The 15,864-nt window shown below is 59.6% G+C and carries 17 protein-coding genes; 7 read left to right on the top strand and 10 right to left on the bottom strand.

The genetic code is table 11. The features are described from left to right. Positions 1 to 6: 6 nt before the first annotated feature. From AWB80_RS34670 to rpe, 8 genes are all read right to left on the bottom strand, one after another. A complete protein-coding gene (locus AWB80_RS34670) occupies positions 7 to 786 on the bottom strand; it encodes a uracil-DNA glycosylase (RefSeq protein ID WP_061179167.1) in 780 nt (259 codons plus the stop codon). Positions 787 to 802: 16 nt separating this feature from the next. Then, entirely contained in the window at positions 803 to 1,447 is a 645-nt protein-coding gene (locus tag AWB80_RS34665) for a CYTH domain-containing protein (RefSeq protein ID WP_061179166.1), read from the bottom strand. A 5-nt stretch (positions 1,448 to 1,452) separates the two neighbouring features. Then, positions 1,453 to 2,238: an indole-3-glycerol phosphate synthase TrpC gene (gene trpC / locus AWB80_RS34660; protein ID WP_061179165.1), complete on the bottom strand. Its 786-nt coding sequence runs from the start codon at positions 2,236 to 2,238 to the stop codon at positions 1,453 to 1,455. Positions 2,239 to 2,249: 11 nt separating this feature from the next. Next, positions 2,250 to 3,284: an anthranilate phosphoribosyltransferase gene (trpD, locus tag AWB80_RS34655; RefSeq protein ID WP_061179164.1), complete on the bottom strand. Its 1,035-nt coding sequence runs from the start codon at positions 3,282 to 3,284 to the stop codon at positions 2,250 to 2,252. Between the two features lie 4 nt (positions 3,285 to 3,288). Next, entirely contained in the window at positions 3,289 to 3,873 is a 585-nt protein-coding gene (locus AWB80_RS34650) for an aminodeoxychorismate/anthranilate synthase component II (protein WP_061179163.1), read from the bottom strand. Between the two features lie 12 nt (positions 3,874 to 3,885). Continuing rightward, positions 3,886 to 5,382, bottom strand: coding sequence for an anthranilate synthase component I (gene trpE / locus AWB80_RS34645; protein ID WP_061179162.1), 1,497 nt, complete (start codon positions 5,380 to 5,382; stop codon positions 3,886 to 3,888). 370 nt (positions 5,383 to 5,752) lie between these two features. Further along, positions 5,753 to 6,493: a phosphoglycolate phosphatase gene (locus AWB80_RS34640; protein ID WP_061179161.1), complete on the bottom strand. Its 741-nt coding sequence runs from the start codon at positions 6,491 to 6,493 to the stop codon at positions 5,753 to 5,755. After that, positions 6,490 to 7,185: a ribulose-phosphate 3-epimerase gene (rpe, locus tag AWB80_RS34635; RefSeq protein ID WP_061179160.1), complete on the bottom strand. Its 696-nt coding sequence runs from the start codon at positions 7,183 to 7,185 to the stop codon at positions 6,490 to 6,492. The genes AWB80_RS34640 and rpe overlap by 4 nt, the downstream gene beginning before the upstream one ends. Before the next feature lie 219 nt (positions 7,186 to 7,404). Here rpe and apaG point away from each other — a divergent pair, with 219 nt between their 5' ends. Then, complete coding sequence (gene apaG, locus AWB80_RS34630) at positions 7,405 to 7,779, top strand: Co2+/Mg2+ efflux protein ApaG (RefSeq protein WP_061179159.1); 375 nt, start codon at positions 7,405 to 7,407, stop codon at positions 7,777 to 7,779. A 24-nt stretch (positions 7,780 to 7,803) separates the two neighbouring features. Here the strand turns inward: apaG and AWB80_RS44495 are convergent, their stop codons facing one another. Continuing rightward, entirely contained in the window at positions 7,804 to 7,953 is a 150-nt protein-coding gene (locus AWB80_RS44495; protein ID WP_033536109.1) for a hypothetical protein, read from the bottom strand. A gap of 199 nt (positions 7,954 to 8,152) precedes the next feature. On the opposite strand from AWB80_RS44495, the gene AWB80_RS34625 reads away from it, so the two are divergent. The 5 genes from AWB80_RS34625 to AWB80_RS34600 all read left to right on the top strand — a co-directional run bounded on the left by AWB80_RS34625 (position 8,153) and on the right by AWB80_RS34600 (position 14,220). After that, the gene (locus AWB80_RS34625) at positions 8,153 to 9,364 is read left to right on the top strand and encodes a tyrosine-type recombinase/integrase (RefSeq protein ID WP_160147503.1); all 1,212 of its coding nucleotides are present in this window, start codon (positions 8,153 to 8,155) and stop codon (positions 9,362 to 9,364) included. Positions 9,365 to 9,683: 319 nt separating this feature from the next. Further along, entirely contained in the window at positions 9,684 to 9,890 is a 207-nt protein-coding gene (locus tag AWB80_RS34620; protein WP_087131824.1) for a helix-turn-helix transcriptional regulator, read from the top strand. Then, complete coding sequence (locus AWB80_RS34615; RefSeq protein WP_061179157.1) at positions 9,887 to 10,165, top strand: hypothetical protein; 279 nt, start codon at positions 9,887 to 9,889, stop codon at positions 10,163 to 10,165. The genes AWB80_RS34620 and AWB80_RS34615 overlap by 4 nt, the downstream gene beginning before the upstream one ends. Positions 10,166 to 10,312: 147 nt before the next feature. Continuing rightward, entirely contained in the window at positions 10,313 to 12,769 is a 2,457-nt protein-coding gene (locus tag AWB80_RS34610) for an AAA family ATPase (protein ID WP_061179156.1), read from the top strand. A gap of 1,172 nt (positions 12,770 to 13,941) precedes the next feature. After that, on the top strand, positions 13,942 to 14,220 hold the full coding sequence (locus tag AWB80_RS34600) for a hypothetical protein (protein ID WP_061179154.1): 279 nt from the start codon (positions 13,942 to 13,944) through the stop codon (positions 14,218 to 14,220). 723 nt (positions 14,221 to 14,943) lie between these two features. On the opposite strand, the gene AWB80_RS34590 is transcribed toward AWB80_RS34600, so the two are convergent. After that, positions 14,944 to 15,273: a hypothetical protein gene (locus tag AWB80_RS34590; RefSeq protein WP_061179152.1), complete on the bottom strand. Its 330-nt coding sequence runs from the start codon at positions 15,271 to 15,273 to the stop codon at positions 14,944 to 14,946. A 135-nt stretch (positions 15,274 to 15,408) separates the two neighbouring features. Here AWB80_RS34590 and AWB80_RS34585 point away from each other — a divergent pair, with 135 nt between their 5' ends. Beyond that, complete coding sequence (locus AWB80_RS34585; RefSeq protein WP_061179151.1) at positions 15,409 to 15,762, top strand: hypothetical protein; 354 nt, start codon at positions 15,409 to 15,411, stop codon at positions 15,760 to 15,762. Positions 15,763 to 15,864 lie beyond the last annotated feature (102 nt).

Below are 15,864 nucleotides of genomic sequence, written 5' to 3'. Positions count from 1 at the left end.
TTGCTTTCAGGCGAGCAATTCCGGTTCGGCGGGCAAGCGCCAGTCGATCGGCTCGCGACCGTGCTTCGTCAGATATTCGTTGGCGAGCGCGAAATGTCCGCAGCCGAAAAATCCGCGATACGCCGACAACGGCGACGGATGCACGGCATCCAGCACGCAATGCGATTTCCCCGTGCCTTCGATCAAACCGCGCTTCGCCTGCGCATGCGCGCCCCACAGCATGAACACCAGGCTGTCGTGACGCTGCGCCAATTCGTGGATCAGCGTGTCCGTGCATTGCTCCCAGCCGCGCTTCGCGTGGCTGCCGGCCTTGTCGCGCTCGACGGTCAGCGACGTATTGAGCAGCAACACGCCTTGCTTTGCCCACGAATCGAGGCAGCCGTGCGCGGGCGCCGGAAAACCGAGGCTCGCGTGGATTTCCTTGAAGATGTTGCGCAACGACGGCGGCGGCCGCACCGGCGCGGGCACCGAGAACGCGAGGCCATGCGCTTGCGGCGCGCCCTTGTCTTCGCCGTGATACGGGTCTTGCCCGAGAATCACGACTTTCACGTCGCCGGGGCTCGTGAGACGCAACGCGCGAAAGACATCGGCGGGATAGACCGTCTTTCCGGCGGCGCGTTCGGCATCGACGAACGCGCACAGCGCCGCGTAGTGCTTGCCGTCGATGAACGGCTTCAGATGGCGGCGCCAGTCGGCGGGCAGTGCGTCGAACTGGCTTTCGAGCGTCGTGAAATCCGACGCGGCCGCGGGTTCGTTATCCGCGAAGAGAGAAGGCTGCTGATTCATGCCTGTCGAGTCATGCTCACGCGTTGCGGTTTTTTTCGGATGGTTCGCGCAGGAGATAACCGCGCTGGGCCTTGCTGAGATCTTCGGGTACGAGTTCGGGAAACGCGCCGCGCAATTCCGCCGCGAGCATCGAGAGCGCGCTTTCTTCGCCCGATTTCAGTTCGAGTTCGAGTTCGCTGATTTCCGCGCGACGCGTCTCGCCTTCGACATCGGCGGTGATTTCGCCGAGATCCAGCGCCACTTCGATCTGCGATCCCTCGCGCTCGATGTCCCACACGAGGCGCCTGAAATCCGTCTTGAAGAGCGCGATGACATCCGGGGCGGCGCGTTCCAGCGCTTCGTGTGCGGTGTCGTCGTCGCATGCATCGAGCAGCGCGTCGAGTTCGAGCTTTTCACCTTCGACCGGCAATTCCCATTCTTGCCGGTTGCTCAGACCGGCCACCGATTTCCCGAGCGTCTTGAAAGTCTGCAGCCACTGCTCGGGCGTGCGGCGCAGGCGCAGCGCGGACTTCGCCTTCGCGAGCGCGCAGTCCGGCGTATCGAAATAGACGTTGGCGAGCTGGATTGGCTTGCCCGCGCCGGTGCGCTCGTCGAAGAAGCGCGCGACGTCGTCGTGTTGCGACGGCGCGAGCGCGAGTTTGAGTTCCCGTTCGATTCCCATGACGTTCAGAAGAACATGCGCGCGAGTTCCGCGCCAGGATCGTCGGCGCGCATGAACGCTTCGCCGACGAGGAAGGTATGCACGCGCATCGCGCGCAGCCGGTCGACATCGAGACGCGACAGGATGCCCGATTCCGTCACGACGATCCGGTCGTCCGGCACCTGTTCCAGCATGCCGATGGTCGTGTCGATCGTGGTTTCGAACGTGCGCAGATTGCGATTGTTGATGCCGATGAGCGGCGTCTTCAGCGTGAGCGCATCGCGCAGTTCGTCGGCATCGTGCACTTCGACGAGCACCGCGAGCCCGAGCGAATGCGCGTACGCTTCGAGGTCCTGCATGTGCGACAGTTCGAGCGCGGCGGCGATCAGCAGAATGCAGTCCGCGCCCATCGCGCGCGCTTCCATGATCTGATACGGATCGATGATGAAGTCCTTGCGCAGCACCGGCAGGCTGCACGCGGCGCGCGCTTCCTCCAGATAGGCGACGCTGCCCTTGAAGAACTGCACGTCGGTGAGCACGGAAAGGCACGCGGCGCCGCCTTTTTCGTACGAGCGCGCGATGTCGGCGGGCACGAAGTGTTCACGCAACACGCCTTTCGACGGGCTCGCCTTCTTCACTTCCGCAATCACCGCCGCCTGATTCGCCGCGTGCTTCGCGCGCAACGCGCCGGTGAAATCGCGCAGATCGCGCGCGCTGGCTTCGAGCTTCAGCTCTTCGAGCGGCGCGCTCTGTTCGGCTGCGCGAATTTCCTCGCGCTTGACCGCGATGATGCGATCCAGAATGTCACTCATATTGGCTTCCGTTATTTCTTCGCAAACTGCTGCGTGAATTTCACGAGTGCTTCGATCTTCTCGCGCGCCGCGCCGCTTTCGATTGCTTGGCGCGCGGCAGCCATGCCAGCTTCGATCGACTCGACGACATCCGCAGCATAAAGCGCCGTCCCGGCGTTCAATGTGACGATCTCGCGCGCGACGCCCGCCTTGTTGTTCAGCGCGCCGAGCAGCATCGCCTTCGATTCCTGCGCGTCCTGCACTTTCAGCGTGCGGTTCGACACCATCTGCAGGCCGAAATCCTCGGGATGAATCTCGTACTCGGTCACTTCGCCATGTTTCAGCTCGCCGACTTTCGTCGCCGCGCCGAGCGACACTTCGTCCATGCCGTCCTTGCCGTACACCACCAGCACGTGTTTTGCGCCGAGCCGCTGCATCACACGCACCTGAATGCCGACGAGGTCTTCGTGGAACACGCCCTGAAGCTGGTTCGGCGCGCCGGCCGGATTGGTCAGCGGCCCGAGAATGTTGAAGATGGTGCGCACGCCGAGTTCGCGGCGCACCGGCGCGATGTTTTTCATCGCCGGATGATGATTCGGCGCGAACATGAAGCCCATGCCGGTTTCGGCAATCGACGCGGCCACTTGTTCCGGTGTCAGATCGATATTCACGCCGAGCGCTTCGAGCACGTCCGCGCTGCCCGATTTGCTCGACACGCCGCGATTGCCGTGCTTCGCGACCTTCGCGCCCGCCGCCGCCGCGACGAACATCGACGCGGTGGAGATGTTGAAAGTATGCGAGCCGTCGCCGCCCGTACCGACGATATCGACGAAATTCGAGTTGTCCTCGACTTCGACGTGGTTCGCGAACTCGCGCATTACAGTAGCGGCAGCGGCGATCTCGCCGATGGTTTCCTTCTTCACGCGCAAGCCGGTGATGATCGCGGCGGCCATGACGGGCGACATCTCGCCGCGCATGATCTGGCGCATCAGATGCAGCATTTCGTCGTGGAAAATCTCGCGATGCTCGATCGTGCGTTGCAGCGCTTCTTGTGCGGTGATGGTCATGTTGTCAGGCCCGCTTGCCGGTCGAGGAGTTTTTCACGAAGTTTTCGAGCAGCGCGTGGCCGTGCTCGGAAAGAATCGATTCCGGATGGAACTGCACGCCTTCCACTTCGAGTTCGCGGTGACGCACGCCCATGATTTCGCCGTCCGGCGTCCATGCGGACACTTCGAGACAGTCGGGCAAAGACTCGCGCTCGATGGCGAGCGAGTGATAGCGCGTCACATTGAAGTGTTTGGGGAGATCGGAGAACACCCCTCTACAGTCGGTTTCGATCTGGCTCACCTTGCCGTGCATGATCGTCTGCGCGCGCACGACGCGTCCGCCGAACGCCTCGCCGATCGCCTGATGGCCGAGGCACACGCCGAGAATCGGCAGCTTGCCGGAGAATTCGCGCAGCACGTTTAGCGTGATGCCCGCGTGCTGCGGATTGCTCGGTCCGGGCGAGAGGCAGATGCGCTCGGGGTTCAGCTTCGCGATTTCATCGAGCGTGATTTCGTCGTTGCGATACGTGTGCACGTCCTCGCCGAGTTCGCCGAAATACTGGACCAGGTTGTAGGTGAAGGAATCGTAGTTGTCGATCATCAGCAGCATGGTCTTGTCTCCTCAGAAGTCGCTGTCGAGGCCGTCTTGCACTTGCTCGGCGGCGCGCAGCACGGCGCGCGCCTTGTTCTCCGTCTCTTGCCATTCGGATTCCGGCACCGAATCGGCGACGACGCCCGCTGCGGCCTGAACGTAGAGATTGCCTTTGTGGATGAGGCCGGTGCGGATCGCGATGGCGAGATCCATTTCGCCGCTGAAGGAGAGATAACCGACTGCGCCGCCGTACAGGCCGCGCTTGACCGGTTCGAGTTCGTCGATGAGTTCCATCGCGCGGACCTTCGGCGCGCCGGACAGCGTGCCGGCGGGGAAGGTCGCGCGCAGGACGTCGAAGTTGCTCATGCCGGGTTTCAGCTTGCCTTCGACCGAACTCACGATGTGCTGCACGTGCGAATACTTTTCGATGATCATCTTGTCCGTCACCGCGACCGAGCCCGTCTGCGCGATGCGGCCGACGTCATTGCGCGCGAGGTCGATCAGCATCACGTGCTCGGCGATTTCCTTCGGATCGTTCAGCAGTTCGGTGGCGAGTTCGGCATCGCGCTCCGGCGTGTTGCCGCGCGACCGCGTGCCGGCGAGCGGACGAATCGTCACGATGCGATCTTCCGCGCGCTTTTCCTGACGCACGAGGATTTCCGGCGACGCGCCGACTACATGCATTTCGCCGCCGAAGTTGTAGTAGTACATGTACGGCGACGGATTCAGCGAACGCAGCGCGCGATACAGCGAAAGCGGGTTGTCGCGGAACGGCTTGATGAGACGCTGGCCGACCTGCACCTGCATCAGTTCGCCAGCCGCGATGTATTCCTTCGCTTTGCGCACGGCGTTCAGATAGTCGTCCTTCTTGAACTCGCGGAACGTTTCGGTGCGCACGCTCGCGGACGTCACCGGCGGCTGCACCGTCACGCGCAGACGCGCGCGTAACTCACGCAGCCGATGCTTCGCTTTCGCATACGCTTCGGGCCGGGTCGGATCGGCGTAGACGATCAGGTAGAGCTTGCCCGCGAGGTTGTCGATGACAGCGACCTCTTCCGTCATCAGCAGTTGAATGTCGGGCAGGTTGAGATCGTCGGGCGGCGCGGTGTGCGCGAGCTTCTTCTCGATGTAGCGCACCGCGTCATAGCCGAAGTAGCCGGCGAGACCGCCGCAGAAACGCGGCAGGCCCGGACGCATCGCGACCTTGAAGCGCTTCTGATAGTTCTCGATGAACGTGAGCGGATCGCCTTCATCCGTCTCGACGACGTTGCCGTCCGTGACGACTTGCGTCTTGCCGTTCTGCACGCTTACGGTCGTGCGGGCCGGCAAGCCGATGAACGAGTAGCGCCCGAAGCGCTCGCCGCCCACGACGGATTCCAGCAGGAACGAGTTCGCGCCGTTGCGCTCGGACTGCGCGAGCTTGAGATACAGCGAGAGCGGCGTTTCGAGGTCGGCGAGGGCTTCGGCGATGAGCGGAATGCGGTTGTAGCCTTCGTTCGCCAGCGATTGGAATTCGAGTTCGGTCATGTTGCGATCCTTGAGCGACGCGCGCTTGTCAAAGGTGGCGCGGCATCGGGGAGTGCAGGGCGCTGCGGTCGGTCGAATCCCGTGATGATCGCATACGACGGTCCGGCCGCTTCGATTTGCAGAAGCGGAGAGGACGACTCGCGCGGCACTACACGACGCGTGCGTGAGCGAGGCTCGATGTATGACGATTCGACGGAAACGGCGCAGGGATGCGCAGCGAAACAAAAAACGGATGCTGAAGCGGATGAAGCACGACGCGACATGGCTTCAGCGTACCTCGGGCGAGGTTAGCGCGACCAGCGACGCCAGGGCCAGGCTCCCCGGTCGATGCTGCTCAGACTCCGTTTTCTGTTGAGAAACATGGATGGACTTATTCAGTCAGGGTGGTATCCGGCGGCGCCAAAGTGGCGGCAATCGCCAGTGCTGCGGTGCGCAGCGAGGAAACTATACCATCGGATTTCACGGACTGTACAGGTTTCCCGTGGTTGTAACCGTACGGAACGGTCAGGGTCGCGAGGCCCGCGGCGCGGCCCGCCAGCGCGTCGTTCTCCGAATCGCCGACCGCCACGGTTTCGCGCGGCAAGACGTCCAGCCGTTCGCAGGCCGTGAGCATCGGCAGCGGATCGGGCTTCTTCGCAGGCAGGGAGTCGCCGCCGAGAATCACCTTGAAGAAATCCGCGATGCCGAAGTGCGTGAGCAACTCCACCGCGAACCGATGCGGCTTGTTCGTCACGCACGCGAGCGCGACGCCGCTTTCGCGCATCGCTTCGAGGCCTTCCTTCACTTCGGGGAAGAGCGTCGAATGCTTGCCGTTGACCTTCGCGTATTCGGTTTGATAGATCGCGAGCGCGTCGTCGAATTGCGCGGTCGCCTGCGACGGCGACAGCCGTACCGCCAGGACGCTGCGAATCAGGTTTTCCGAACCCTTGCCGACATAGTCCGTGACTTCATCGCGCGTGACGGGCGTCTCGATGCCGATGCGCGCGAGCATCGCGTTCAGCGCGGCGACGAAATCGTCCGCGGTATCGACCATCGTGCCGTCGAGGTCGATGATGGCCGCGCGGATCGGCCGGTTCACGAACGGCGACTGGGTCGCTGCAATCTCGCTCATGCCTTCGCTCCCGCTTCGGCCTTGGCCAGTTCCGCGCGCATCGCGTCGATGACCGCTTTGTAGTCGGGCTTGCCGAAAATGGCCGAGCCCGCGACGAACGAGTCCGCGCCGGCCGCCGCGATTTCAGCGATGTTGTCGATCTTCACGCCGCCGTCCACTTCGAGATGAATCTCGCGCCCCGTGCGATCGCGATACGCATTGATGCGCGCGCGCGCCTCGCGCAGTTTGTTGAGCGCCTCGGGAATGAACGACTGTCCGCCGAAGCCCGGATTCACCGACATGATCAGCACGAGATCGACCTTGTCCATCACGTGATCGAGATAATTGAGCGATGTCGCGGGATTGAACACCAGGCCCGCCTTGCAGCCGTGATCGCGGATCAGCGAGAGCGTGCGGTCGATGTGATCCGAACCTTCCGGATGAAAACTGATCACATTGGCGCCGGCTTTCGCGAAATCGGGCACGATGCGGTCGACCGGGCGCACCATCAGATGCACGTCGATGGGCACGTCCACGTGCGGGCGGATGGCTTCGCACACCAACGGACCGATCGTCAGATTCGGCACGTAGTGGTTGTCCATGACGTCGAAGTGGATCCAGTCGGCGCCGGCGGCGACGACGTTACGGACTTCCTCGCCGAGGCGGGAAAAGTCAGCGGAAAGGATGCTGGGAGCGATGTGGAATTGCGCCATGGACGTGACCGGGTAGCGACCTAAAGGCGTGATTTTAACCCGCGTTTTTCCCTGGAGTGCCCTCGTCCGAACGGCTAATGCGTCGTGCGGGTGCGGCGCCGGGCGCCAAGCGTGTTGCGGGCGCGGCCAGCATCAAGGAGAATGCCTGACGAATGGCGGCGCGCCCGCACGGTTCTGCGCGGCGGGGCAGCGGCCAATTGAACTGGAATTGGAACAACGATGAGCCAGTACGAATTCAGCGTCTCCGTGGAGACGCGGTACCTGCCGGAGCAGTCCGATCCCGACAGCCGGCAGTACGCATTCGCCTACACACTGACGATCCGCAACACCGGTCAGGTCGCGGCGCAACTGATTTCGCGGCACTGGATCATCACCGACAGCAACGATCACGTGCAGGAAGTGAAGGGGCTCGGGGTCGTCGGGCATCAACCGCTTCTGCCTCCGGGCGAGCAGTTCGAATACACGAGCTGGGCGGTGATCGCGACGCCTGTCGGCACGATGCGCGGCGCGTATTTCTGTGTGGCCGAAGACGGCGAGCGTTTCGAGGCGCCGGTAGCGGAATTCGCGTTGCATATGCCGCGCACGCTCCACTGAGCGGGAGCCGGCGGAAAGGGACGCTCAGCGCCGTTTCGCCGGATCGTTCGAGCGGTTCTGGTTTTTCTTCTTGCCCGATGCCGTCCATACGACGATGAAGATCAGCAAGGCGAGCGCCACGAGCGACTCGAGCGCAAAAATAAGCATTGGATATTCGTCGAACAGATCAGACATGGCGGTTCCCATCAAGAAGCAACACGGTAGTATCACTGAAACTACAAAAGCATCATAAACAACTGAAACGAAACGACTATTTCCCCTTGTTTATATCATATAGCATCGCGTTGTTGCGCTGGGTAACCGCATTTTTCGGGGTTTTTGGGGGATTCGTTCGGCTATAATCGTTGCATCCCCTACGTCCCCGATGCCGCCCATGCCCCGTATCGTAAAGCCGCTGACCGATGCTCAACTGAAGAACGCCAAGCCGCAGGGGAAGCCCTACAAGCTGTCGGACGGCGGCGGGCTTTATGTCACCGTGACAGCGGAAGGTTCGAAGCTCTGGCGGCTTAAATATCGGTGCAGCGGCTTGGAACGGACAATTGCGTTGGGCGCATATCCTGCCATGACGCTGGCGGATGCGCGCGAAAAACGCGAGGAAGCGAAGCGCCAGATCGTCAAGGGGCTCGACCCGTTGGTCGAGAAGCGAGCCGCCCAAGCGAAGGAGGGCGGGCGCGACTCGTTCAAGACCGTCGCCCAAGAGTGGATTGCGAAGCAGTCTAACCGCTGGTCTGCGTCTTACGCGAAGACAGTTACGGCGCGACTGGAGAACGACGCGTATCCGAAGATCGGCCATCTTCCCGTGGGCGCGATCCGAGCAGCCGATGTCCTAGAAATGATTGCAGCGATCGAGAAACGGAAGGCGTTCGCGCTCGCGGTGAAGGTGCATCAGCTTGTCTCAAAGGTACTCCAATACGCAGTTGTCACCGCGCGCTCAGAGCGCAACGTCGCAGCGGATGTGCGAAGCGCTCTGACACCTGTGCAGACCGAGCACTTGGCCGCTGTCACGGCAGAAGATGATCTGAAAGACCTTCTCGGCAGAATCGACGCTTACGGCGGAAGCCCGTGGACGCGGTATGCGCTTAATCTACTTGCTCACACGTTCCTGCGGCCTAGCGCAATGCTGGGCGTCCGCTGGGCTGAGGTGGACACAGATGCGCGCGTATGGAGCGTGCCGGCGGCGCGTATGAAAATGCGGCGGGATCACATCGTCCCGTTGACGGATGCTACGGTAGGAATCTTCGAAGCGTTACGGGCAATTCGCGGAAGGAGTGAGTTCGTTTTCCCGAACCACCGTACTGAGGGTATGCCTATGGGCGCGAGCGCATTGCATAGTGCTATGCGCAATATCTGCGACGGCAAGGAAGCCCATACGCCGCACGGTTTCCGCTCGACGGCTTCAACGCTGCTGCACGAGAAGGGTTACAACAGCGATGTTATCGAAGCGCAATTAGCTCATAAGCGGCCCGGTGTTCGCGGCATCTATCATCGGGGCGACTATCTGGCGGAACGCCGGGAGATGATGGCGTTTTGGAGTCAGTACCTTAGCGATTTGCGGGAGCGTTCACCGCTTCAGCAACGCGCGTAGAGATTGTCATATTCAGCCCAAACCCGAGCGCCCGCACGAAGCGGGCGTTTTCTTTGGCCGCCGCCCAACAGAGCGTCGATACGACCGCAGCGAGCACTACGCGTTTCAATCTTCCCATCTTTTAGGTCCGCAAATAGACTTTTATTAAATAATAGTCTACCAATAAAATCGACAACAGAACGTCGTCGGTTAGATGTGACCCGATATAGCAGCTGCTATAACTCTTTGATTTTAAACGCATCGGCTCGCTTTTCTGAAAAGTCTGCGGTAGACTTCGAGTACCTTATCTATCACCTGATACGACCCATAGGAAACAGCGATGGAACAGATGCTTCGATGCAAGGATGTGGCGGCGCGCTTAGGCGTGAGCATCCCCACAGTGTGGCGCTGGGTGAGCACCGGCGCTCTGCCGCGCCCCGTCAAACTTTCCCCGCGCGCATCTGCGTGGCGCGTCTCGACGGTAGAGGCGTTTGTAAATCAGCGTGAAGCACTCCTAAACGCGAACGAAGAGGCCGAAATCGTATGAGGCTCCAGCAACCGCCGCCGCTGACCCCGGATACCGACTTCAAGTCCGCGCCTTGGCAGTCGTGGTTTTACTTGGCGTACAAGCTCTTCGGCCCGGGCGATCTGGGCATCTTCACGGTAGCCAAGTTGCCGAACAATCCGTTTCCGGGCCAGTCGGCATTTGCGACGAACGGACGGAAGGTTGGGGAGGGTGTGGGAAGTGGCACGGGCGTCCCGGTCTACTTCAGCGGCGGTGCGTGGAGGGTTCGCAGCACGGATGCAATTGTCACCGCTTGAGGATTTAGGAGTACATATTTTGGACGGCGAAAAAGAAAAAGCCCGCTAGCAAGGCGGGCTTTGCAGGTACAGCGTCAAGACATTTCGCTTTGCTGGCGAGCGGACCGAAACGTCTTTCATATCAACGACCTACTAGGTGCAATTGTAATGGAATCGGCTAAGAATATCCACCACAACAACCACGCGAACAACTATAGCAACGGCGATAGCGACGCGCAAGCCAAAACGAACGTTGTGCCTCTTCGCGCCGCTGCTCAACACGACGATATCGCCATCCTTTTCGATGCCCAGCAGGGCAACGGAGCGCCTGCGCGCATGGGCAAACGATGGGAAGTAGATGGCACGCGCACGCCGTATGACGACGCGTACACCTTCCAGCATCGTGTGGAGCGTGTGGCCGGGATTCACGAGTTGTCGGCGCTCCTGAAGCGTCTCGAAGGCGATCGTAACGCCTGCATCATCCGGGGCAAGTACATCAGCGACGAAGCCCTAGCGGGGGAAGGTAAGAAGCTTGCCCAAGGTCGCGTTCTGCGACGCAAGGCGGTATTTGAAGATCAGGCATCGCACTTCGCGCTGATCGACGTAGACAAGTTCCAGGACAATGGCGCGACGCTTGTTAGCGATGTGGAGTCTGAATTTCCGCATGAAGACCCGCAGGCTTGGGCGCTCCACTACATCGCGACGAGACTGCCTGAGCAATTCCGCAGCGTTAGTTTCCATTGGCAGCTATCGAACAGTGCGGGCGCGTTGGAGCATCGCACGACGTTGAAGATGCATATCTGGTTCTGGTTGTCGGAAGCGCAGACTTCCGCCCAGATGCGCCCGTGGGCGGCTGGCGGCGCGGCTGACGCCGCTTTGTTCGATCCTATTCAAATTCACTACACGGCATCTCCTGAGTTCGCGGAAGGCGTTACGGACCCGGTTGCGGTGCGCAGCGGCTTCTATCAAGGCTCGCATGACATGGTGGATGTGTCTTTCCTAGACGGCATCGAAGCCGCTCCGGACAAGCGCTACGACAACTTGAACGACTGGCAAAGCCGCCCGCCTGCGGAAGATGACGAGTTCGCGCGTGTTGAAGAGACGCCCATCGAAGCGCTGGCGCGCTGGGGCGATGCCCGCAAGGCGCATGACTTCCTCGAAGCGCTCTGGCAAGGCCAACGGTTCGGCAAGAACGACGATTCCGGCTCGGCGGCGCATATGGCGATGGCCGCTTGGATGCGTCGCGAGGGCGTCACTTTCGATAATTACTCCAACTACATCATGCCGACTTGGCCCGCGCCGGGTAAGGAGTACACGGAACGTCCGGAGCGCGCTGCATGTCGCGCATGGAATCGCTCAGATGCACGCGCCACGCCTCCCGCCCATCATGGTTTTGAGGTTATCGATGCGGACGAAGACGAGCCTGCCGCGACCGAGAGCGGGAAGGAAGGCCGTGCTAACTCGTTCATGCTGGGCAAGCTCCGTCGCGCAATCGATCAGGCGTTCATCGTGGAGTCGCTTATCCCGAATGCGCCACTGGGCGCAATCTACGGCCAACCGGGCACGGGTAAATCGTTCATCGCGCTCGACATTGCATATAGCATCGCCCGGGGCGTTTCCTGGCGTGGTCTAGACGTCGAACAGCGCAACGTGTTTTATGTCGTGGCGGAAGGAGCCAACGGCTTTCGGCGGCGCGTGGAGGCTTACGAGAAGTTCCACGGCTTAGAAACGGTCGAAGTGCCGTTCTATACCCGTGAAGACGATGTAGACCTGACGAACGATGAATCGTGCAAGGGGCTGGTAGCCGACATACGTTCGATCAATGCGAGGAAGCCTGCGGTGCTGTTCATTGATACGCTCGCGAACTCGATGCCGAATGCAAAGGAAAACGCCACGGAAGACATGAACGCCATCGTGGCGATGTGCAAAAAGATTCAGAAGGCCACGAACTGTCTGGTTATTCTTATCGCGCATTCGCCGAAAGGGAACGCGCACGAAGACTTGGGCATTCGTGGAGCGGGATCTCTGAACGGCGCAGTCGATTTCAGTTTGGTCACCCTGCGCGACGAAAAAGACCGCGAAGTGCGAACGCTCCGTATCTCGAAGATGAAAGACGGACTAGACGAAGGTGAGCAGAAGTTCCGGCTTGAGCCTGTTGAACTCGGCATGACGCCCAAGGGCAAGATCGTCACATCAATGGTCGCTGTGCCGTTGATCAGCGATCCGCACGAACGCCCGCGTGCTATCCCAGTTGTTCAGACCAAGGAAGAGGTCGTAGAGGCCCGCTATCGCGCTGTCATTCATAACGTGATGGTCCGCAATACGGAAGACACCGAGAAAGACCCGTTTTCGGTCAAGGCGCTTTGGAAGCACCTAATCGACCGAACGGAGGAGTTTTCAGGACTCACGCATCGAATGGCTCAGAACGCCGTGGAGGATGCGATCAAACTCGGATACGTCGAGCAAATCGAAAACCCGAACAGGAAGGGCGGCAATCTGCGCAAAGTCTTAGCGGTTACGACAAAGGGGCTTGCGTTTCTCAATGCCGCGCCTGCCGCTCCGGATGACGGATTCGAAACAACGGACGGACCCGCCGACGATCTTTCAGCGTCGGTGGAAGCGTAGAAACTCCGAAAATTTCCGAGTTCAGAGAAATTCTGAACGCGGAAAAAATTTGAGTTCAAGGGAAATCGGTTTGTTTTTCGTTGTAGCGGTTGGCTATTCGAATGAACGTTAAAAAGCGGCGAAATTGAGTGATTCGCCGCTTTTTAAAAAGAGTGATTCGCCAGTCGCCTACTCCTGCAAGGGTTTCCGGGAAGGGATAATTTAACTGGACGGTACAAATTGGGTATATGTACGGTTCGGTTAAAAGTGTGATTCGCCGCTCAGTCCCGTGGGAGTAGGCGACTGGCGATTCAGAGGGCACTGGAGAATCAGGATTGCGAGGAAGCGTGATTCTCCAGTCTGATTCTCCAGTTGGCCCGTGGGAGTAGGCGACTGGAGAATCAGACTGGAGAATCAGAACCCGCCTCTCTCCTTCGGAGAGAACACCACTCCGGGTGGTTGTTCTTCCTCGGAGAGATACACACGGCGCGGGGACAGAATCCCGCACCGCCACGGGCGAAGAAAAGGAAGCGGGGTTGCGTTGTAGCAAACGCGATAGGTGAGGGAAGTGATACGGGCGAATTAGGCGCAGCCTCCATCGGGGAGATTGCGGTAAAGTTTGGAGTTAGCGAAATGGGGAAATTGAAGCAGGGGAAGGACGGAGCACTCCAAGCGGAGATCGATGCTTTCTACAAGACAATGAGAGCAAAGGCGCTTCTCAAGGCTCTGGCATGGTTTGGCGACTCCCCCAGTAAGCTCGCATATGCGATTGGCATGGACCGAGATGCGGCTTCGGTTTGGATCAAACGAGGTGGAATTCCGCCGCGCGCCGCGTTGCTTCTGGAGCGGGTGGCGGGCTTTCCGCTGACTGCCTCAGAGATGTGCCCTGGAGTTGAGTGGGCGCGATTCAAAAAACGCCAGTGCCCCGCTTGTCATCATTACATCTATCCGCCCCGATACCGGACTGTGTGTTTGTCGCCGACCAAGGACGGCCGCTACGTGCCAACTTTTGCCGCGCCCAAAATTGGCCGAACGGTCAGTCGATTAAAGAAGGCGACTCGCGGGGCAATAGTATCGCAACAGGTATGATTGCGTTAGCATGAAGCGTGGCAAGCCGCAATTTTTTAGAATGACCGCAGATTGTCGGCGAGTAAAGCGCCGTTTCGTAACCGTTAAGCTTGCAGCAAGCCTATATGTTGAATAAAAATAAGAAGCGTCGGCTTGTCCGCTGGTTCGTAGATTTCACGAAAGGTTGGAATGAAGAACTGCACAATGCGATACAAGCGGATGTCTTAGCGGAATACCGTAGAAGCTTCCCGAACGGAACTGACGATCCCGAGGGGATCATAGGCCGCATGCGCGAGTTCTATCACCAGCGGATGATGGCGACCGCTTCGCTTCTGATATCGGCGGCGTCGCTAGCTGTTGCTCTGGTCGCACTCGTCGTCTCGATCGTCGCTCTGCGGCACTAGCGAAAACCTCAGATGGGATGAGCAGCCGTTATTTCGAAGCGCGTTGCTTCAATGTATCCGCCAGCTTTGCCGTGCCCAAGGATAGTTTTTCGAGCGGATTGTTTGTGCAGTAGTTGTCAAGCCATACGAACACTGACATAGCATCTACCGACGTAAGCATAGAACTGTTTGCTTGCTCCGCGACACCGCTTAGATACCCCATTACCCAAGACTGAAGTCCGTTACGCGCGTTGGAGTTTATATCCTTGCGGGCCAACCATTTTCCGCACGAATTTTGGTCTACAGGCGTGATGATGCTCGCAGCGACGGCCTGTGAGGAACTGAAAATAGGCGCGGCAACGATTGCAATTGCGGTAAGGCAAATCCTAGTGAATAGGCGGCCCATTAAAAATTCCTCGGCGTAGCCCATACGGGCCTATTAAGTGATAACGGTGTGGCGTCTCAGAGCTTTAGCGCTGTTGGGCGCATTCGAAACGACGCGCTTCAGATAGAGCCTTGGCGCTGCCGTCTTTGTGCTCGCCTGCGACGCCAATCCGCGAACCTGCGCAGCACGATCCAAGCACACCAACCTGCCGCAAAGATGGCTAGTACTGCCGCGAATCCCGCCGGGTTGCAATGACGCCCGCAGTAGCCGTGTCCACCGCGCGCCAAGGCGTTAGCGCTGACGCTGGCTAGGGTGAGGGCAAGCGCTATGTTAGAAGTCTTCGGGGATGCCATCAGCCGTCACTTCGCGATCAGCTTGGGCCTTCCGAACTCGGGGTCGTTACCAGCCAAACACATGAATTGCACTTCAGCCTTCGGGAAGTTGCCGAAGACGAAGGGCGGCGCGGCCTCCTGCGTACTCATTACCTGCAACTTCCGGCCTTGGCTCGCGCAGTATTGGTTGGCCTCCTGAAACGCTTCTGCCTTCAGTGTTCCTGATCCGCTGAAGCCCGTCGCGGCTTGCCGGGTCACCATGAAGGTATCTTGCCCGATAGGCACGACGCCCGAATTGGATGCGCAGCCCTGTAGCGCGGTTGCCGCCGCGATGGATGCTAGGAGAATCATTCTCATTGTTTTGCCCCGGTTTTTGTTCTCCTTGGAATATCGGCACGGCGGCGCGCTTCTGTAGCACCGCCGGGGAATGAACTGCTAAAGATTCGCGCCGCCGTGCCGTAGAAGCAGGCAAACCCAACCTGGAGAGGAAGCATGGGAAAGGTCTTGGTCGCTTTGCTGGCTGCGTCTTTGTCTGGCTCCGCACTCGCGATGTGCGTCGGCTCAGATGCCTTCAGCACGTGCAACGACTCAAACGGCAATTCGTACACCGTCAACCGCATGGGCAACACGACGACCGTTAACGGATACAACGCCCAAACAGGCAGTTCGTGGAATCAGACGTCGAACACCGTTGGCAACACGACGTACATCAACGGCAACGCTGCCAACGGTGCCCACTGGAACGAGAACATCACCAATATGGGCGGCGGAAACCGAATGCTCAACGGCACGGACTCGAACGGGCAGAGCTTCAGCCACTACTGCAACGCGTACGGTTGTAATTAGTACGTCATGTGCAGTTGAAATTCTGTCGAAATTGGCAAAAATTGCACGTTGTTGCGTTTCCTACCGTCGGTAACACCTTCGGTTGCAGCAGGACGTCTTGTT

The organism is Caballeronia pedi, from assembly GCF_001544915.2.
Lineage (GTDB): Bacteria > Pseudomonadota > Gammaproteobacteria > Burkholderiales > Burkholderiaceae > Caballeronia > Caballeronia pedi.
This window is presented reverse-complemented; position numbering and strand designations above follow the sequence as displayed.